This window comes from Pseudomonas sp. I8001, from assembly GCF_013385345.1.
GTDB lineage: Bacteria > Pseudomonadota > Gammaproteobacteria > Pseudomonadales > Pseudomonadaceae > Aquipseudomonas.
The window spans coordinates 38,699-56,911 of record NZ_JACAQC010000013.1 but is presented as its reverse complement, the minus strand read 5'-3'; the positions used below and the strand labels follow the sequence as shown (position 1 = coordinate 56,911).

The following is an 18,213-nucleotide window of genomic DNA, read 5'->3' as shown; positions in this document are numbered from 1 at the left end:
ATCACCCTGCCTGGGTCGCTCGTATCGTGGTTGCGTTTTAGGAAACATCCCACAGCAGGGTCACTTGACCCACCGCAGATGGGCCACCAAACTATACGCAGGCTACGTACAGAACATGGATGCTCTATTTATCGAATTGCCAGCCTTTGAGCGGCACCGCAGGGATTATCTGAGTGATGAGTTATTTCACGGCTTCAACAAGAGTTGATGAGAAACCCGCAAGCGGGCAACGTGATAGAGGGAACCGGCGGGTTACGCAAGGTGCGCTTTGTCGACGAGCGACGCAACAAGGGCAAACGGGGTGGCCTGCGAGTCATCTATTACTGGTGGTCGGGCGGTACGCAGTTCTGGCTGTTCACCCTTTATGGCAAACACGAACAGGACGACCTGAGCGCTCAACACAAAACGGCGCTCAAACACCTGCTGGACAGGGAAATCAAAGCGAGAAAATCTTATGAAACGTGACATCTTTTCCGAACTGGTCGAAGGCTTCGACGCGCTGGCAGATGAACGAGAAGGCAAGGTAACGCTGCGCAGTCACAAGGTGCAGTTGAGCAAGCTGGCACCGCTCACTGCCGACGAAGTAGTCGCTGTGCGTCAACAACTCAATCTGTCGCGCTCGGTGTTTGCGATGTACCTGCGCACCAACACCCGGACCCTGGAAAATTGGGAGCAAGGCCGGGCCACACCCAATGCTCAGGCGGCAACCTTGATTCGGCTGGTGTCGAAGTTTCCGGAGACGGTGGAACGTTTGGCGCTGTTGACCTGATCGATCAATCCAGCCAAGCCCGTCGGCAACGGGACGTTGCCGATGGCTCAAGCCTGCAATCAAATCCTGAACTGCCCCACCAACTGACCCAACCGCTGCCCCAGGTCCGCCAGGCTGCGGGAGGTCTGGGCACCCTGTTGGGTTTCATCGGCCACACTGTCAACCGCCACCGCGATCTGATGCACGCTGCGGTTGATCTCTTCGGCCACGGCGGTTTGTTCTTCCGCCGCGCTGGCGATCTGCGCGTTCATCGAGTTGATGGTGCCGATCAGCTGCGCCATGGTGTCCAGGGATGCTCCGGCTTCGTTGGCCTGGGCCGATGTGCCGTCACCGGCGTCACTGGAACGGCGCATGGACTCCACGGCGGCTTCGGTGCCTTTTTGCAGGCGGTCGATCATGCCCTGGATCTCCTGGGTGCTTTGCTGGGTGCGGCTGGCCAACGCCCGTACTTCGTCGGCGACCACGGCAAAACCACGACCGGCCTCCCCTGCCCGCGCGGCTTCAATGGCGGCGTTGAGGGCGAGCAAGTTGGTCTGTTCGGCAATCGAGCGGATCACGCCAAGCACGCTGACAATCGACGACACATCCTGCTGCAAGCTGTCCAGGGACACGCCGCTGCTGCGGATGTCGTTCACCAGCGCGTGAATCTGCGCGATGCTGCCATCCACGACTTTTTTCGCGGCCTGGCCTTCGGCGTCGGTTTGCTGCGCAGCGACGGCTGCGCCTTGGGCACTGCGCGCCACTTCATGGGCCGCGGAGGACATTTCGTTGATCGCGGTAGCCACTTGGTCGGTCTCGTGACGCTGGCGCTCCATGGCCTTTTCCGAGCGGTTGGCTTGCTCGGCGACCTGGCTCACCAGGCCGGTAAGCTGGGAGGTCATCTCGGTGATCTGGCGTACCAGGCTGTGGATCTTGTCGACAAAGCGGTTGAAAGAGCCTGCCAGTTCGCCAAGCTCGTCCTGGCTGGTGATGGCCAGGCGGCGGGTCAGGTCACCCTCACCGGCGGCGATGTCGTCGAGGTTGATCTTCATCAGGTGCAACGGCCGCAGGATGGTATTGGCCACCAGCATGCCCACGGCGGCAATCACCAACAGCACCACCACGGCAATGCCGATGATGCTCAGCAGCACACCTTCCATGCGTTTCTCCACCTTGGCCTGAACCTCGGCAACCTGGGCGTCGATGCCGTCCAGGTTCACCGAGGTACCGATCACCATGTCCCACTTGGGCAAGTATTCGGTGTAGCCAAGCTTGGGCACCAGCTCGGTCTGGCCGGGCTGCGTCGAGCTGTATTGCAAGTAGTGGGTGCCGTCCTTGCCGACTTTCACCAGGTCGCGGTTGACGTAGACGCCGTTCGGGTCGCGGTTGTCCTTGAAGCTTTTGCCGACGCCGTCCGGGCTGTTGCCCTTGAACAGGCGAATGGTCTCGGAGTCGTAGCCGAAGAAATAACCGTCCTTGCCATAGCTGATGTTGGACAGCAGCTTGACCACTTGCGCCCGTGCGGCCGTATCGCCTTGGGTGGCAGCGTCGTACAGCGGCTTGATGGTGGTCATCGCCACCTCGACGTAGCCGCGCAAGGTGGTCTTGGCGTCGTTGAGCAGGTTCTGACGGGTTTCTTCGACCTCGTTGCGGGCCTGCTCCCGAAGGATCCACACCGTGGTCAGGCTGATGATCACGGCAAACAACAACACGGGCAGGACAGCAAGGGACAGTACTTTGGCCTTTAGACTCAGACGCATGGCTCTTCTCTCTTGAGGGACAACTCAAGAGGTTAACGGCTAGTTACAATAAATCTGTAGGACAATCCCGTCAGAGCGTCATCGCGGCAAACCAGCCAAACGCCAGCAGCGGAATGTTGTAGTGCAGGAAGGTTGGTACCACGGTGTCCCAGATATGGTGGTGCTGGCCATCGATGTTCAAACCGGAAGTCGGGCCCAGGGTGGAGTCCGACGCAGGCGAGCCGGCATCACCCAATGCCCCGGCCGTGCCGACGATGCACACGATCGCCAGCGGGCTGAAGCCCAGCTGCACGCACAGCGGCACAAAGATCGCCGCCAGGATCGGCACCGTGGAAAACGACGAGCCGATGCCCATGGTCACCAGCAAGCCCACCAGCAGCATCAGCAGCGCGCCCACACCGCGGCTATGGCCGATAAACGCCGCGGAGGCTTGCACGAGTGTCTGCACTTCACCGGTGGCCTTGAGCACTTCGGCAAAGCCTGACGAGGCGATCATGATGAAGCCGATCATCGCCATCATCTTCATGCCTTCGGTGAACAGGTCATCGGTGTCGCGCCAGCGCACGATGCCCGACACCGAAAAGATCAGGAACCCGGCCAGGGCGCCAATGATCATCGAGTCCAGCCACAGCTGGATAATGAACGCCGCCGCAATGGCCAGGCCGGCCACCAGCAGGGTCAGCGGGTTGTAGTGCACCGCCACCTGCTCGACTCGCTCGATCTTCTCCAGGTCGTACACACGCTTCTTGCGGTAGCTGACAAACACCGCCACCAGCAAACCGACCACCATGCCCAGCGCCGGTAGGCCCATGGCATGGGTGACATTGACCTGGCTGATGTCGACACCGCTCTTGGCCACGTTGGCCAGCAGGATCTGATTCAGGAAGATGTTGCCGAAGCCCACCGGCAGAAACATGTAGGGCGTGATCAGGCCGAAGGTCATGACGCAGGCGATGAGACGGCGGTCCAGCTGCAGTTTGGTCAGCACATATAAAAGCGGCGGTACCAGCAGCGGTATAAACGCGATGTGGATCGGCAGGATGTTCTGCGAGGCGATGGCCACCACCCAGAGCAGACCGATCAGCAGCCATTTGACGTGACTGCCGCCCGTGGCTTCCTGCCGATCCACCAGCAGCAGGGCTTTATCGGCCAGCGCATGGGCCAGGCCGGATTTGGCAATCGCCACGGCGAACGCGCCGAGCAGCGCGTAGGACAACGCCACCGTCGCACCGCCACCCAGGCCGCTGTTGAACGCCTTGAGCGTCGCGTCGATACCCAGGCCGCCAGTCAGACCACCCACCAGGGCGCCGACAATGATCGCGATCACCACATGCACGCGGGACAAGCTAAGCACCAGCATGGTGCCGACTGCGGCGATTACTGCATTAATCATCGTTACCTCAAGACAGAAAACATGAAAAAAGCACGCACCTGCCCGGGCTGCTGTCGGGAACGGCTGCCGCAAACCAGGTTTTAAGGGAGTTTTATTAGAGGGCGCGCACTTTGCAGCACCCGGCCTGCCTTGTCAAAAAAGTGGGGAGAAGGTTTGTCAGTGGTTAGGGGATTTGTCTGTGGCGAGGGGCTTGTCCTGTGGCGAGGGGGCTTGTCCCCCGTTGGAGTGCGCAGCGCTCCCGCTTTTTTTAGGGCCGCTAAGCAGCCCAACGGGGGACAAGCCCCCTCGCCACACAAACAGCTTTAAATTGATCGTTTGAATAAAGAAAATTTCCGAGCCGCCGATACAGGCAGATCGTCTCTGTCGTATCGAAAGGTTAAGGAAGGCTCCATGTCGCTCAGACAGCTGTCCATTCAATGGAAAATTACCCTGCTGGCCGGTCTTTGCCTGCTGGGCATCGTGACCTTGCTGGTAGGTCTCTCGCTGTACCGCATGGCGCAGAGCTCCGACCTGGTCAAGGCTTCCAGTATGGAAATGCTCGACGAAGCCGCCCAGGCGCGCATCGAAGCCCAGGGTGAGGTCCAGGCCTTGGGCATTCGCCAGCAGTTCATGGACGCCTATCAATACGGCCACGGTTTTTCCCGGCAGGTGTTGTTCCTGCGCGAACAGGCCGAGAAACGCTTCCTGGATGCCTTCGACCTGCGCGAAGACCTGACCCGCCAGGTCAAGGCCGCGCTGCAGGCCAATCCGGAACTGCTGGGCCTGTCCCTGGTATTCGAGGCCAACGCACTGGATGGCAAGGACGAACTGTTCGCCAACCAGCAAGAACTGGGCAGCAACGACAAGGGCCGCTTTGCGCTGTACTGGTCCCAGCCGACTGCGGGCAAGCTGACTTCAATGTCGCTGCCCGAAAGCGACATGTCCGACACCAGCGTCGGACCCAGCGGCGAAAAAGCCAACGCCTGGTTCACCTGCCCGCGCACCACACTCAAGCCCTGCGTGATCGAGCCGTACTTCTATGTGATCGATGGGCAAAAGGTGCTGATGACCAGCATCGTCTTTCCGCTGATGGTCAACGGCAAAGTCATCGCCTCGCTGTCGGTGGACATCAACCTCAACAGCCTGCAAGCCGTCAGCCAGGGCGCCAGCCAGAAACTCTACGACGGCCAGACCAGCGTCAGCATCATCAGCCCGGTGGGCCTGCTGGCCGGCTACAGTCCGGACGCCGGCAAACTCAGCCAGCGCCTGGATGCCGTCGACACCGCCAACGGCGCGCAATTGATCAGTTCGCTTTCCACCAGCACCCAGACCCGCAGCGTGCGCACCGACCACCAACTCAAGGTGCTCGCGCCGTTCCAGCCGATCCCCGATGGCAAGCCGTGGGGCGTGTTGCTGGATGTTCCGGAAAAAGTCCTGGTGGCTCCGGCTGAAGCCCTGAAGTCTAAACTGGACGCCGATAACGCCAAGGGCACCCTGCTGGAACTGAGCCTGGGCCTGCTGGCAGCAATCGTCGGCCTGTTGCTGGTGTGGCTGATGGCCCGCAGCGTGACCCGGCCGATCCTCGGTGTGGCGCGCATGCTGGAAGACATTGCCAGTGGCGAAGGTGACCTGACCCGCCGCCTGGCCTACGACAAACACGACGAACTCGGCGAATTGGCCGGCTGGTTCAACCGCTTCCTCGACAAGCTGCAGCCGATCATTGCCCAGGTCAAACGCTCAGTGCAGGACGCCCGTGGCACCGCCGACCAGTCGGCCGCCATCGCCACTGAAACCAGTGCCGGCATGGAGCAGCAATACCGTCAGGTCGACCAGGTGGCCACCGCCTCCCACGAGATGAGCGCCACCGCCCAGGACGTCGCCCGCAGTGCCGCGCAAGCCGCCCAGGCTGCCCGCGATGCCGATCAGGCGACGCGTGAAGGTTTGACCGTGATCGACCGCACCACCACCAGCATCGGCCACCTGGCGGCGGATATGAGCACCGCGATGACCCAGGTTGAAGGACTGGCGGCCAACAGCGAGAAGATCGGTTCGGTACTGGAAGTGATTCGTGCAATCGCCGAGCAGACCAACCTGCTGGCACTGAACGCCGCTATCGAGGCCGCCCGCGCGGGTGAAGCCGGTCGTGGTTTTGCGGTGGTCGCCGATGAAGTGCGCAACCTGGCGCGACGTACCCAGGAGTCGGTGGAAGAAACCCGCCTGGTGATCGAGCAACTGCAAAGCGGTACCCAGGAAGTGGTCGGTTCCATGAGCAACAGCCATCGCCAGGCCCAGGGCAGCGTCGAACAAGTGGGCCAGGCCGTGACCGCCTTGCGCCAGATCGGCGATGCGGTAACGGTAATCAGCGACATGAACCTGCAGATCGCCAGCGCCGCCGAAGAGCAAAGTGCGGTGGCCGAGGAGATCAACAACAACGTGGCGACGATTCGAGATGTGACGGAGTCGTTGTCCGAGCAAGCGAATGAATCGGCGCGGGTCAGCCAGGCGTTGAACAGCCTGGCGAATCAGCAGCAGGGCCTGATGGATCAGTTCAGGGTTTGATGAGTTGCGGGATACTCCGGCAATCAGCCCGAGTATCCCGTAGCAGCTGTCGAGCCTTGGCGAGGCTCGACAGCTGCTACGTTTGTGTTCACTGGCGGCGTGGCAGGTCGATGATGACCTTTAACCCGCCCAGCTCGCTCTCCTGCAACAGAAGCACCCCGCCCCACACCTCGACAATATCCCGCACGATCCCCAGCCCCAGACCATGCCCGTCAGTCTGCTCATCCAACCGCGTGCCTCGGCTGAACACCTGATCACGCTGGCTCTCGGGAATCCCCGGCCCGTCATCTTCGACAGCCAACCGAAAGCCTTCCGGGGTTTCGCCGATGCTCAACACAATCTCCGCGTCCGCCCATTTACACGCGTTGTCCAGCAGGTTGCCCAACAGTTCCAGCAGGTCTTCGCGGTCCCACGGCAATTGCAAACCGGGCGGCACGCGGTAACTCAAATCCAGGTGTTCGCCATGGATCATGTTCAGGGTCGCAAGCAACCCCGGTAATTCGCCGTCGCAATCGAACAAGGCACCCGGCAGTGTCTCTCCGGCCAGGCGGGCACGATTGAGTTCACGATTAAGCCGTTGCTGCACCTGCTCCAACTGTTCCCGCAGCAGCTTGCTCAGTTGCGGATGGTCCTTGAGCTGTTCACTGGATGCCACGCTCAACAACACCGCCAACGGGGTTTTCAAGGCATGGCCGAGATTGCCCAGGGCATTGCGCGAGCGCTTGAGGCTGTCTTCGGTGTGGGCCAGCAGATGGTTGATCTGCGCCACCAGCGGCTCCAGCTCCACCGGCACTTGGGTATCCAGTTGCGAGCGCTGGCCCTGCTGCAGTTGGGCGATCTGGTTGCGTGCGGTCTCCAGCGGGCGCAAGGCGCGGCGCACGGTGACCCGTTGCAGAATCAGGATCAGCAACAGCGCCGCCAGCCCCAGCACCAGGCCGATCTGGCGCATCAGCCGAAAGCTTTCTCTGACGGGTGTGTAGTCCTGGGCCACGCTGATGGAAATCGACTGGCCAAACCGTTTGTAGTCCGAACGCAGTACCAGCAACTGCTGGCCTTCCGGCCCCAACTGCAGGTTGCCCTTGAGCCCGGCGTGGGGCAACTGCGGCAGTTCCTGGTCCCACAGCGAGCGGGAACGCCAATGGGTGTCGGCAAAGTCGATACGGAAATAGTGCCCGGAAAACGGACGCTGGTACGCGGGAGACAACCGCTGCTCATCCAGTTGCACCCCCGCCGGCCCGCGCACCAGCGCCACCAGCAGGTTCTCGCTGTCGTTGCGCAAGCCGGACTCCAGGTAACGTTGCAGGCCCATTTCGAACAGCCACAGGCTGGTCTGCGCCAGCACCAGGCCGACGATCACCATCACACTGATCAGCCCCAGGCTCAGGCGCCGCTGGATCGACTTCATGCCGGGCTGGCGCCAAACCGGTAACCCTGGCCGCGCCGGGTCTCGATCACGCTGCGGCCCAACTTGCGGCGCAGGTGGTTGACGTGGACCTCCAACACATTGGAGTCACGCTCGGTCTCGCCATCGTACAAATGTTCGGCCAGGTGACTTTTTGAAAGGATTTGCTCGGGGTGCAGCATGAAGTAACGCAGCAGCCGAAACTCGGCCGCGGTCAGCTGGATCTCCTCGCCATCACGCATCACACACTGGCGACCCTCATCCAGGTGCAAGCCGGCAGCCTGCAAGGTGGGCTGATTGGCGTGGCCATGGGAACGACGCAGCAAGGCCTGGATACGCAGGTGCAGCTCTTCGGGATGAAACGGCTTGCTGAGGTAGTCGTCGGCCCCGGCCTTGAGCCCTTCGATGCGCTCGGCCCAGGAGTCGCGGGCAGTGAGGATCAGCACCGGCGTGGCCAGGCCGGCGGCACGCCATTGCGTCAACACCTCAAGCCCGGGCAAACCCGGCAGGCCGAGGTCAAGGATGATCAGGTCGTAGGGTTCGCTGCGCCCCTGATACACCGCATCGCGCCCGTCCGCCAGCCAGTCGACGGCATAGCCCTGGCGATTGAGCCCGGCCATCAACTCATCGGCCAGGGGTACGTGGTCTTCCACCAGCAGCAGGCGCATCAGTCGTCTTCCTTGTCTTTGAGCAGTTGACCGGTGTTGGCATCGAGTTCGATCTCGCGCACTACGCCTTCCACCGTCAATAGTTCGATTTCATAGATATAGCGCACAGGGCGATCCTTGTGCTCTTCAAGCTCGGCGTCCAGCAGCTTGGCGCCCGGGTAGCGCTCGAAAGCCGGGCCCAGCAGATGCTCAAGCGGCGCGATCACACCCTCCTGGCGCAGGCGCAGCGCCTCGTCCTGGCCCAGGTCACGAGCGGCCAGGCCTGAGCAAAATGCCAGGAGCACCAGCGCCACTTGAACGCTGGTGCGTAGATTTACCTTCATTACGTATCCTGATGATCCTTGAGGACGGCGCCGGTGACAGCGTCCAATTCCAGGTCCCACTCGACGCCCTGGGCGTCGCGCAGTTCAACCTGATAAAGGTACTTGCCGTATTCCTCTTCAAGCTCGGTTTCATGCACGGTGGCGCCGGGATGTTTGGCCAACGCCGTGGCGTTGAGCTTCTCGAAAGACACAATGGTACCAGCGTCGCGCAACTTCAGTGCTTCGTCCGGCCCCAGGTCGCGAGCCTGGGCGACGCCTGCGGTGAGGGCGATGATACTGCTGGCGATCAAGGCTGTGAGGGTTTTCATGGTGAGTCTCCGTTTCGGGATATTTTGCCTACGGGGCTCACGGTACTGGATCCAACTTAACTGAAACTGAATTGCCACCATGGCAATTCTCTGCGAGACCTGTGCCTGCAACCGGCCAAGATTTTCTATACTGCCCTGCTCGCGGTAAATGAGACCGGTATGACTGCTATCCATATGAAGTTCCCCGCCTTGACCCTCAAGGCCGGTAAACGCGCTTTTGCACGCATTCGTGAGCAGGGGCTTGCGCCTGCGGACGTCGGCATCCTTCCCGGCGCTGCCGGCGGGCCCAAGGCGCTGGGCATCCAGGGTCTGGACCTGGCGCTGTTTGGTGACTGGCTGCCCCGGGCGACCCGCGAGCGTGCGCTGATCGGCGCCTCGATAGGCTCCTGGCGGTTTGCCAGTGCGTGCCTGCCCGACCCGGTGCAAGGCCTGCTCGACCTGGGCCGGCTGTACAACGCACAAAGCTTTGCCAAAGGCGTGACCATGGCCGAAGTCAGCCAGAGCTGCGTGCGCATGCTCGATGACTTGCTGGCCGGCCGCGATGCCCGCGTGCTCGACAACCCGCACTACCGGCTGAACATCATGGTGGTCAAAAGCCATGGCCTGCTCGCCGACGATCATCGCGGTCGGCTTGGTTTGGGGTTGTCCTCGGTGATCGCCGACAACCTGAGGGGCCGCGCGCGGTTGTCCCGGCACTTCGAACGGCTGATCGTCCACGACCCACGCCAGCCGCCACCGCTGCATGCGCTCAAGGATTTCCCGTCGCGCTTCCTTGATCTGGAACTGGGCAACCTGCGCCAGGCCTTGCTGGCGTCGGGCTCGATCCCCATGGTGATGCAAGGCGTACGCGACCTGCCGGGTGCAGGCCAAGGCACTTACCGCGATGGCGGCCTGCTGGACTATCACCTCGACCTGCCCTACCACGGCGATGACATCGTGCTGTACCCGCACTTCACCGACCGGGTCATTCCCGGCTGGTTCGACAAAGGCTTGCCGTGGCGCCGCGCCAATCAACAGGGTTTGCAGGATGTCCTGCTGCTGGCGCCGTCGAAGGAATACCTGGCGCGACTGCCCCACGGCAAACTGCCGGACCGCAGTGACTTCAAGCGCTTCATGGGGGATGACCCGGGCCGCAACAAGTACTGGCAAACCGCAATGAGCGAAAGCCAGCGGCTGGGGGATGAGTTTCTGCAACTGGCCGACAATGGCCAATTGGGCGAACGCCTGCTGGCTCTCTAGCGCCCTCTCCGTAGCAGCTGTCGAGCCCAAGCGAGGCTGCGTCGGCAGCACCTCGGTTTGCCAGACAAATCGCAAACGCAGCCTCGCCATGGCTCGACAGCTGCTACGCGGTATGCGCGCGGCCGCGACAAACTGTTAAACTCGCCGCCTGCCAGACACCTCACCGAGCTGAAAAACCCTGTGGAAATCTTCAAAGAGTTTACCTTCGAGTCCGCCCACCGCCTGCCCCATGTTCCGGAAGGCCACAAATGCGGGCGCCTGCATGGCCATTCGTTCAAGGTGGCGATCCACCTCAGCGGCGACCTCGACCCGCACATCGGCTGGATCCGTGACTTCTCGGAGATCAAGGCGATTTTCAAGCCGCTCTACGAACGCCTCGACCACAACTACCTCAACGACATCCCGGGCCTCGAAAACCCGACCAGCGAAGTGCTGGCCAAGTGGATCTGGAATGAACTGAAACCGCTGTTGCCGGAACTCAGCGCGATTCGCATCCATGAGACCTGCACCAGCGGCTGCATCTATCGCGGCGAATAAGCCGGCGATGTAAAAAACCACCCTTGCGGTGGTTTTTTTATGCCAGTGACTCCCTTACAGTCGTGGCCTCTTGTACAGGAAGCGCTGCGATGCCAACCCATATCCGCCCCGCTACCGTCGACGATATCGCCGCTATTGAAGCGATCGTCCACGCCGCCTACTCCCCTTACATCCAGCGAATCGGGCGCAAGCCAGGGCCGATGCTGGATGACTATCGCCAGCAGGTCGCTGCCGAACGGGTGCATGTGCTGGAGAGTGCGGGCCAGGTCCGCGGCTTTGTCGTACTGATTCATCACGATGAGTACCTGCTGCTGGATAACCTGGCCGTCGACCCCGGCGCCCAGGGCTTGGGTTACGGGCGCCTGTTGCTGGACTTCGCGGAACGCCAGGCCAGGCATGGCTCCATCCGTCTCTACACCAATGAAGCGATGACCGAAAACATCGCGCTGTACACCCGCAAAGGCTATGTGGAAACCCACCGGGCCGAGGAAAACGGCCAGCGTCGGGTCTACATGCAAAAAGACCTCACCGCCTCGCACTGAAGGAGCTCCCATGGAAAACACCTGGCTGGCCCAGGCCAAGCGCCTGCAAGCATTGGCCTCCACGGGGCTGCACTTCTGCACCGATGACTTCGAGCGCGAGCGCCTCGAGGAAATCGCCCAGATTGCCCACAGCATGCTGGCGCAATTGGGCGAAGTACCGCTGGAGCGCATCACCGGGCTGGTGCCGGATTTTGCCAAACGTTATTCGACGCCCATGATTGATGTGCGGGGCGCAGTGATTGACGGTGACCGGATCCTGTTGGTCCGCGAGCTCACGGATGGCTGCTGGGCATTGCCCGGCGGTTATGCGGATATTGGTTTGTCGGCGGCTGAAAACATCGTCAAGGAAATCCGCGAAGAGGCCGGGCTGACGGTCACGGCCAAGGCGCTGTACAGCGTCACCCACAAGGCCAAAGGCTTGTACCGGCCGGATATCCGGGACTTCTACAAACTCTACTTTCTGTGCGAACGGGTTGATCAACTGGCGCCGGCGGCCGGTTTCGAAACCACCGAAGTTGGCTTCTTCAGCCTGGACGATCTGCCGCCGCTGTCCCGTGGCCGCACCATTGAAAGCGACCTTGAGGCCGCTTTTGCCTTTCATCGCGGGCAGACCACTCACACCCTGTTCGATTGAATAACGGGTGATCCAATTTGTATCACCCTGCACCGCTTTCGCGCCTGAGTGGGCAGAAAGACCAATCCCGCCTGCGTGTTTCCCCTGTTTGGCTATAAATACTGTGCAACCTGCACAGTCCTGACCGTGCGCCCGTCACTGCCTCGCACTTGGCACGACGGGTGCAATAGGCCTGCGTCACTCATTCAGGGAGAACGGCACATGACGCAGAACGAACCGGGCAATGACTACCCTCTCAGCGAGGTGCCCATGCATGCCCGCAAAGGCCTGGCCTCCACCGCCATGGTGCTGCTGGGCTTTACCTTTTTTACCGCGACCATGTTCGCCGGCGGCAAGCTGGGGGTGGCCTTCAGCTTTACCCAGATGCTCGGCGTCGTGGCCCTGGGTAACCTGCTGTTGGGTATCTACGCCGCAGGCCTGGGTTACATCGCGTTCAAGAGCGGTTTGAATTCAGTATTGATGGGGCGTTTCTGCTTCGGTGAAGTGGGCAGCAAGCTGAGCGACTTGATTCTCGGTTTTACCCAGATCGGCTGGTACGCCTGGGGCACCGCCACCGCAGCCGTAGTACTGGGCAAGTATTTCGAGTTGAGCCAGGGCAGCGTACTCGGGCTGATGGTGCTGTTTGGCATGGTGTTCTGCGCGACGGCCTACGTGGGCTATCGCGGGTTGGAGATTCTGTCCTATATCGCCGTGCCGGCCATGGGTATTTTGTTGTTTCTGTCGATGTGGGTCGCCACCGTCAAGGTCGGCGGGCTCGATGGACTGCTGGCAGTGGTGCCGACCGGTGAGCTGGACATGTCCACGGCTATCACGCTGGTGTTCGGCACCTTTGTCAGCGGCGCGACCCAGGCTACCAACTGGACGCGGTTCTCACGCTCGGCCAGGGTCGCGGTGCTGGCCAGCCTGATCGGCTTCTTTATCGGCAACGGCTTGATGGTGTTGATCGGTGCCTATGGCGCCATCGTCTACCAGCAGCCCGACGTGGTCGAAGTGTTGCTGCTACAAGGCTTCGCCATGGCGGCCATGGCGATGCTGTTGCTGAATATCTGGAGCACCCAGGACAACACCATCTACAACTTCGCCGTCGCCGGCTGCAACCTGCTGCGCACCAAGCGCCGCAAAACGGTGACCCTGGCCGGTGCGGTGATCGGCACCCTGCTGGCGTTGCTGGGCATGTACGACATGCTGGTGCCCTACCTGATCCTGCTGGGCACGGTGATCCCACCGATTGGCGGGGTGATCATGGCGGATTTCTTCTATCGCTACCGCGGCCACTATCCGCGCCTGGCCGATACACGCCTGCCGGCCTTCAACTGGCCAGGGCTGATCGCCTATGCCGTGGGTACGGTGCTGGCCTTTCATTCACCCTGGGTGGCGCCGTTGGTGGGGATCGTGGCGGCGTCCCTGACCTACATCGTGCTGACCAGCGTATTGCGGGTGCGGGCACCTTTGGCTGACGTCCAGGCATGAGCCTGACAGTCGCCGATGTGCTGGCCTTGCCCGGCCTTGAATCGATGTGCCTGCGGGCCGGGGAAGCCGGCCTGGAGAACACGGTGCGCTGGCCCTATGTCGCAGAAAACAGCGGGATCGCCGAATGGGTGCTGGGGGGCGAACTGGTGTTCGTCACCGGCATCAATCATCCACGGGACGAGGCCAATCTGTTGGTGCTGCTGGACGAAGCCTGTCAGCGCCAGGTCGCCGGCCTGGTGATCCTCACGGGGCCGGACTATATCCAGGCGATTCCCCAGCGTTTGCTGGAAGCGGCGCAAGCGGCGGGCATGCCGCTGATCGAACAGCCTTACTCGTTGAAGATGGTACTGGTGACCCAGGCCATCGGTTCGGCGTTGATCCAGTCGCAGCAGTTGGGGCGCTCGCGACACGATGTGCTGGAGCGCCTGCTGGCCGGTGATTACCAATCCCTGGATTTGCTGCTGCACCGCGCTGCGCAGTTGGACATGCCGCTGGCCGGCCATTGGCAACTCGTCCAGTTGCAACTGGACGGCAGCGACGCGCTGTTTGCCCAAGGTGAGGCGCCAGTGGTCGAGGCGCAGCTTGCCCGACAACACGATGCGATTACCCGCCGTCTGCGCCAGTTTTCTGCGCAGCATCCGTCGCGCCCGCCCGTGCTGGGGCGTGCCGGACAATGGACGTTGCTGCTGCCTGCGATAGACGCGGGTGCGGCATTGGCCAACCGTCAGTTGTTGGCGGGTTGGTTGAAGGCACTGAATCTGCGCCTGGCACCGTTGAAACTGTTTATCGGCCTGAGTGCTGCCCCGCACCCACCCGCGCGCCTGGCCCAGGCCCTGGATGAGGCGCGCCAGGCATTGGCCGCTGCGCGACGGTTCAGTGAACGCGCCGGGCTGTGTGTCTACGATGAGTTGGGCGTGCTCAAGCTGCTCAGTGGCGTACGTGATCGCGCCCTGCTCGATCAGTTCCTCAACGAACGCCTGGGGCCGCTGCTGCGCCACGACCTGCACCATGGCCCAAGCCTGATGCCGACCCTGGAGGCCTGGTTCCACGAGAATGGTAACCTTGTGGCCGCAGCCCAACGGCTGGCGGTTCACCGCAACACCCTGACGCATCGCGTCCAGCGTATCGAAGCCCTGTGCGGGCTGACGCTGGACAATGCTTATGACCGCCTGGACATCGGCATCGCGCTGATGATCTGGCGGCTGTCTGCCTGACTGTTTTTTGCCAAGAGGAACTTGCCCATGCACATCATCAACGCCCGCCTGCGCAACCGTGAAGGCCTGCATGATCTGCACCTGGAACACGGCCGGATCGCCAGCATCACCCAACAAGGCGCTGCCCCCCTGGCAGGCCCCGACGACCTGGACGCCGCCGGCAACCTGGTGGTCCCGCCTTTCGTCGAGCCGCACATTCACCTCGATGCCACCCTGACCGCCGGCGAGCCGCGCTGGAACATGAGCGGCACCCTGTTTGAAGGCATCGAGTGCTGGGGCGAGCGCAAGGCCACCATCACCCTGGAAGACACCAAGACCCGCTCCAAAAAAACCATCCAGACCCTGGCCGCCCATGGCATCCAGCATGTGCGCACCCATGTCGACGTCACCGACCCGGACCTCACCGCGCTCAAGGCCATGCTTGAAGTACGCGAGGAAAGCGGCCACCTGATCGACCTGCAAATCGTCGCGTTCCCCCAGGAAGGCATCGAGTCCTACCGCAATGGCCGCGAGCTGATGGAAGAGGCCATTCGCCTGGGAGCCGACGTGATCGGCGGCATCCCGCACTTTGAATACACCCGTGACCAAGGGGTGAGTTCGGTGAAGTTCCTGATGGACCTGGCCGAACGCACCGGTTGCCTGGTCGATGTGCACTGCGACGAAACCGACGACCCACACTCGCGCTTTCTTGAAGTGCTGGCTGAAGAAGCCCGCAGCCGTGACATGGGCGCCCGCGTGACCGCCAGCCACACCACGGCCATGGGCTCCTACGACAATGCTTACTGCGCCAAACTCTTCCGCCTGCTGGGGCATTCGGGCATCAGCTTTGTCTCCTGCCCTACCGAAAGCATCCACTTGCAGGGCCGCTTCGACACCTTCCCCAAACGCCGCGGCGTGACCCGGGTCAACGAACTGCTGGAGGCTGGCATGAACGTCTGCTTCGGCCAGGACTCCATCGTCGACCCTTGGTATCCCTTGGGTAACGGCAACATTTTGCGGGTGCTGGAAGCCGGGTTGCATATCTGCCACATGCTTGGCTACCGCAACCTGCAAAGTGCCCTCGACCTGGTCACCGACAACAGCGCCCGGGCGATGGCCCTGGGGGATCGTTATGGCCTGGAACCGGGACGCCCGGCGAACCTGTTGATCCTGTCTGCAGACAGCGACTATGAAGTGATTCGCAGCCAGGGCTTGCCGTTGTATTCGATTCGCGCGGGCAAAGTGTTGATGAAACGCCGGCCGGCGCAGGTGGAGTTTTTGTAGGCTCATACGATTGAATCTATATCGAGGGTTTGTGGCTTTCCCCAGCCATCATCCGACTGTGGCGGGATGCTCGCCACTTGGGTGAGTACGCGATTTTGCGGGTGAGCGAACCAGCGTTTCAGGCTGGATTGCAGGGATGGGGATGAAGCGTGGCTGCCGTAGACGTCGCGGGCCTGGAGGCGGCGCCAGCGGAGGGTTGCCAGGCGGTCGCGACTACTTTGCAGACGATCAGCTTCGATGCTCAAGGCCTGGATATCTTCATAACCACGCTGATTGGTCGGTCGATAGCGGTCCAGTTCTCGTTTTTTCTCCCGCAGTTGTTGCCGCATGCTGATCAGCGCTTTTTCGATCAGCTCAAATTCACTCGCAGTCACCAGTGTTCCGTCGGCGTCCACGGTTTGCTGCCAGCGGCGTAACGTCGCCCAGGCTGCCGGGATGTAGCTTGCGGTCATAAAGTGCTGCTTGTATTGGACTAGCTGCTTGATCAGGTTGGCCCGGTCCGGCATATCACCGCTGAGTTGAATCGCGCGATTGCATGCAGCTTCTTCGATCGACTCACACCCGGGGTTCCACAATATTGAAGACTGTGTGCCGTCGGGCAAGGCAATCGGCATGAAATGCTGCTGGGAGCCGTGATGCTGATAGGCGTTCCCGCCCACCCGCACCAACCCAAGTGCGAACAGCAGGCCAGCAGGTGCAGGATTGCTGAACAGGGTAACAAGCCCGGGAATCCAGAGTTTGGCAGTTGTGTTCATCCAGGGTGCCGGGACGCTGGGTACCGGGTCGTTATGATTGACGATGCGGTGATGCACCAAAGATGAAGCACCGTCAGTGAACTCAGAGTCGGCAGCGCGGGGAGCGCCATAGGTGTAAAGAAGGATGTTGCGGTCGTAACCTGGAATTCGCCTAAGAGACTCTGCCAGCAGCAGTGCTATGGCGCCGCCGAGACTATGACCACAAATTATGATGCGCTGGCCTATGTAGAACCGGTCGAGGTAATGCAGCGCAAAATCACGCATCGCCCGATACGCGCCATAAAAGCCCTCATGAACCTTACCAACACCCTCGACAAAAGCGACCTGGTGAGCATTGGCATCCCTCAGCCCATCGGAACGGCTTGCAGTGCCCCGCACTGCGATCAGGATCACATGGTCGTGATGGCTGATAAACGCCTGAGTATCAGTGCCATTCTCCTCGTCATCAAAAAAATGCAGCTTCGCTGGGTGGGCCGGGGACTCTCCTTGCCCCGATCGATTTTGCTCATACAACTCAGGATCAAAAGGCAACACCTCGAATCGTTGCGAGTACGGCACGTCTTCATACACGGGATAAAAGTGTTCCACCTGGTTGGAATCGAACTTCCAAGCCTCCTGATAGCCCGACAGTTGTTCGGAAAAAAAATTGCCCACACTGGGCTCTATGGGAAAGCTGACCTGGTCCATCGGCGGAGTCGATGGTTCCTGCCCAAAATCGCAATAACTCAAGGTAGCCATAAGCGCCAACTGATAAAGGTTCAAGGCACAGAACTGGTCTTCAATCGACAACAACGGGCGTAACGCACGCAGCGGCCTTACCTCCAGCACAGTGTGCAGGTCAGGAAATAAAACCAGCCCTGTCAGCTTGGGCTGAGGGGGGCCAAACCCAAGTTCAGCCAGCATGCGGAGCGCATGCCGCGGTGGTCGATAGGTTCTGGGCGCCAAGGGAGGCAAGTGAGCAGTGTGCAAGACCAAGTCACTGACCTCGACTTGATAGAATTTGCCTGTTTCCCGCCGTGCCGGGTTTCGCTCGACGCGCTCCCCGTCTACACGTGAAAACCGCGTCTGTTCGGCTCGCACCTGAAGCTCGGTGATAGGCAGTGGGTAACAACCACGCGTTTGCAACGTTGCGTAGTAATCCCCGCTCATTTCATACGGCGCATCGAAGATCAGAACCACAGGCCCTCGATATGGGTTGTCCAACTTTGCGAAACCGTTTCCATCCAAACGACCTGCATATTGTTGACCTGTGCTGTCAAAAACCTTGTACGCAAGACCCCCATAAGCGTTTCCGTCACCTGATTCGTCCACCAGACAAAAACTCAGCCAACATCCACGCACTGCACAAGCCGGCATTTTCCCGCTGAAAAAGGGTTGTTTCCATTCTGTAAGCGCCATCGCTGAATATCCTTATTCAGT

The 18,213-nt window shown here is 61.0% G+C and carries 16 protein-coding genes and 3 pseudogenes; 11 read left to right on the top strand and 8 right to left on the bottom strand.

From position 1 onward, the window contains the following. Positions 1-115 precede the first annotated feature (115 nt). Both HX839_RS13230 and HX839_RS13225 read left to right on the top strand, forming a co-directional pair. Positions 116-465: pseudogene (locus HX839_RS13230) on the top strand (toxin). Next, positions 455-769 carry a DNA-binding transcriptional regulator gene (locus HX839_RS13225; protein ID WP_003219555.1) on the top strand — a complete coding sequence of 105 codons (315 nt, stop codon included), beginning with the start codon at positions 455-457 and terminating at the stop codon, positions 767-769. Before HX839_RS13230 ends, HX839_RS13225 begins: the two are co-directional and overlap by 11 nt. A gap of 59 nt (positions 770-828) precedes the next feature. Here the strand turns inward: HX839_RS13225 and HX839_RS31870 are convergent, their stop codons facing one another. The 3 genes and pseudogenes from HX839_RS31870 to HX839_RS13215 form a co-directional block, all read right to left on the bottom strand. Continuing rightward, a complete protein-coding gene (locus tag HX839_RS31870; RefSeq protein WP_371136008.1) occupies positions 829-1,584 on the bottom strand; it encodes a methyl-accepting chemotaxis protein in 756 nt (251 codons plus the stop codon). Between the two features lie 102 nt (positions 1,585-1,686). Then, positions 1,687-2,508 (bottom strand): annotated as a pseudogene (locus tag HX839_RS31865) (cache domain-containing protein); the annotation flags it as partial. 70 nt (positions 2,509-2,578) lie between these two features. Beyond that, entirely contained in the window at positions 2,579-3,898 is a 1,320-nt protein-coding gene (locus HX839_RS13215) for a Na+/H+ antiporter family protein (RefSeq protein ID WP_161635727.1), read from the bottom strand. 393 nt (positions 3,899-4,291) lie between these two features. On the opposite strand from HX839_RS13215, the pseudogene HX839_RS31860 reads away from it, so the two are divergent. Both HX839_RS31860 and HX839_RS31855 read left to right on the top strand, forming a co-directional pair. After that, positions 4,292-5,581: pseudogene (locus tag HX839_RS31860) on the top strand (HAMP domain-containing protein); the annotation flags it as partial. Between the two features lie 102 nt (positions 5,582-5,683). Continuing rightward, positions 5,684-6,439, top strand: a complete 756-nt coding sequence (locus tag HX839_RS31855) for a methyl-accepting chemotaxis protein (RefSeq protein WP_371132963.1) — start codon at positions 5,684-5,686, stop codon at positions 6,437-6,439. An 88-nt stretch (positions 6,440-6,527) separates the two neighbouring features. On the opposite strand, the gene HX839_RS13205 is transcribed toward HX839_RS31855, so the two are convergent. Genes HX839_RS13205 through HX839_RS13190 form a run of 4 tightly spaced genes read right to left on the bottom strand, consistent with a single transcriptional unit; the run spans position 6,528 to position 9,140 of the window. Next, on the bottom strand, positions 6,528-7,844 hold the full coding sequence (locus HX839_RS13205; RefSeq protein ID WP_177048423.1) for a sensor histidine kinase: 1,317 nt from the start codon (positions 7,842-7,844) through the stop codon (positions 6,528-6,530). After that, positions 7,841-8,509 (bottom strand): response regulator transcription factor, encoded by a 669-nt coding sequence (locus tag HX839_RS13200; RefSeq protein WP_003219550.1) that lies wholly within the window; start codon positions 8,507-8,509, stop codon positions 7,841-7,843. The genes HX839_RS13205 and HX839_RS13200 overlap by 4 nt, the downstream gene beginning before the upstream one ends. Continuing rightward, entirely contained in the window at positions 8,509-8,832 is a 324-nt protein-coding gene (locus tag HX839_RS13195; protein ID WP_008432790.1) for a PepSY domain-containing protein, read from the bottom strand. Before HX839_RS13195 ends, HX839_RS13200 begins: the two co-directional genes overlap by 1 nt. Continuing rightward, a complete protein-coding gene (locus tag HX839_RS13190; RefSeq protein WP_003219548.1) occupies positions 8,832-9,140 on the bottom strand; it encodes a PepSY domain-containing protein in 309 nt (102 codons plus the stop codon). Before HX839_RS13190 ends, HX839_RS13195 begins: the two co-directional genes overlap by 1 nt. A 159-nt stretch (positions 9,141-9,299) precedes the next feature. Here HX839_RS13190 and HX839_RS13185 point away from each other — a divergent pair, with 159 nt between their 5' ends. From HX839_RS13185 to codA, 7 genes are all read left to right on the top strand, one after another. Continuing rightward, on the top strand, positions 9,300-10,379 hold the full coding sequence (locus HX839_RS13185) for a patatin-like phospholipase family protein (RefSeq protein WP_177067157.1): 1,080 nt from the start codon (positions 9,300-9,302) through the stop codon (positions 10,377-10,379). A gap of 180 nt (positions 10,380-10,559) precedes the next feature. Next, positions 10,560-10,916 carry a 6-carboxytetrahydropterin synthase QueD gene (gene queD, locus HX839_RS13180; protein ID WP_177067156.1) on the top strand — a complete coding sequence of 119 codons (357 nt, stop codon included), beginning with the start codon at positions 10,560-10,562 and terminating at the stop codon, positions 10,914-10,916. 89 nt (positions 10,917-11,005) lie between these two features. Then, entirely contained in the window at positions 11,006-11,458 is a 453-nt protein-coding gene (locus tag HX839_RS13175) for a GNAT family N-acetyltransferase (protein WP_177067155.1), read from the top strand. Positions 11,459-11,468: 10 nt separating this feature from the next. Then, a complete protein-coding gene (locus HX839_RS13170; protein WP_008432778.1) occupies positions 11,469-12,092 on the top strand; it encodes an NUDIX hydrolase in 624 nt (207 codons plus the stop codon). 201 nt (positions 12,093-12,293) lie between these two features. Next, positions 12,294-13,562: a cytosine permease gene (gene codB, locus HX839_RS13165; protein WP_003219542.1), complete on the top strand. Its 1,269-nt coding sequence runs from the start codon at positions 12,294-12,296 to the stop codon at positions 13,560-13,562. Further along, positions 13,559-14,776: a PucR family transcriptional regulator gene (locus tag HX839_RS13160; protein ID WP_177067154.1), complete on the top strand. Its 1,218-nt coding sequence runs from the start codon at positions 13,559-13,561 to the stop codon at positions 14,774-14,776. Before codB ends, HX839_RS13160 begins: the two co-directional genes overlap by 4 nt. A 27-nt stretch (positions 14,777-14,803) precedes the next feature. Further along, the gene (gene codA, locus HX839_RS13155; protein ID WP_003219538.1) at positions 14,804-16,039 is read left to right on the top strand and encodes a cytosine deaminase; all 1,236 of its coding nucleotides are present in this window, start codon (positions 14,804-14,806) and stop codon (positions 16,037-16,039) included. A gap of 2 nt (positions 16,040-16,041) precedes the next feature. On the opposite strand, the gene HX839_RS13150 is transcribed toward codA, so the two are convergent. Then, positions 16,042-18,192 (bottom strand): lipase family protein, encoded by a 2,151-nt coding sequence (locus HX839_RS13150; protein WP_177067153.1) that lies wholly within the window; start codon positions 18,190-18,192, stop codon positions 16,042-16,044. Between the last annotated feature and the right edge of the window lie 21 nt (positions 18,193-18,213).

Excerpts from the sequence above, each read along its gene's own strand:
- codB (WP_003219542.1), top strand. The coding sequence starts at position 12,294 with ATGACGCAGAACGAACCGGGCAATGACTACCCTCTCAGCGAGGTGCCC.
- HX839_RS13175 (WP_177067155.1), top strand. The coding sequence starts at position 11,006 with ATGCCAACCCATATCCGCCCCGCTACCGTCGACGATATCGCCGCTATT.
- HX839_RS13205 (WP_177048423.1), bottom strand. The coding sequence starts at position 7,844 with ATGAAGTCGATCCAGCGGCGCCTGAGCCTGGGGCTGATCAGTGTGATG.
- HX839_RS13170 (WP_008432778.1), top strand. The coding sequence starts at position 11,469 with ATGGAAAACACCTGGCTGGCCCAGGCCAAGCGCCTGCAAGCATTGGCC.
- HX839_RS13190 (WP_003219548.1), bottom strand. The coding sequence starts at position 9,140 with ATGAAAACCCTCACAGCCTTGATCGCCAGCAGTATCATCGCCCTCACC.
- HX839_RS31855 (WP_371132963.1), top strand. The coding sequence starts at position 5,684 with ATGGAGCAGCAATACCGTCAGGTCGACCAGGTGGCCACCGCCTCCCAC.
- HX839_RS13225 (WP_003219555.1), top strand. The coding sequence starts at position 455 with ATGAAACGTGACATCTTTTCCGAACTGGTCGAAGGCTTCGACGCGCTG.
- HX839_RS13160 (WP_177067154.1), top strand. The coding sequence starts at position 13,559 with ATGAGCCTGACAGTCGCCGATGTGCTGGCCTTGCCCGGCCTTGAATCG.
- codA (WP_003219538.1), top strand. The coding sequence starts at position 14,804 with ATGCACATCATCAACGCCCGCCTGCGCAACCGTGAAGGCCTGCATGAT.
- HX839_RS13200 (WP_003219550.1), bottom strand. The coding sequence starts at position 8,509 with ATGCGCCTGCTGCTGGTGGAAGACCACGTACCCCTGGCCGATGAGTTG.
- HX839_RS13150 (WP_177067153.1), bottom strand. The coding sequence starts at position 18,192 with ATGGCGCTTACAGAATGGAAACAACCCTTTTTCAGCGGGAAAATGCCG.
- HX839_RS13195 (WP_008432790.1), bottom strand. The coding sequence starts at position 8,832 with ATGAAGGTAAATCTACGCACCAGCGTTCAAGTGGCGCTGGTGCTCCTG.
- HX839_RS13185 (WP_177067157.1), top strand. The coding sequence starts at position 9,300 with ATGACTGCTATCCATATGAAGTTCCCCGCCTTGACCCTCAAGGCCGGT.
- HX839_RS31870 (WP_371136008.1), bottom strand. The coding sequence starts at position 1,584 with ATGGAGCGCCAGCGTCACGAGACCGACCAAGTGGCTACCGCGATCAAC.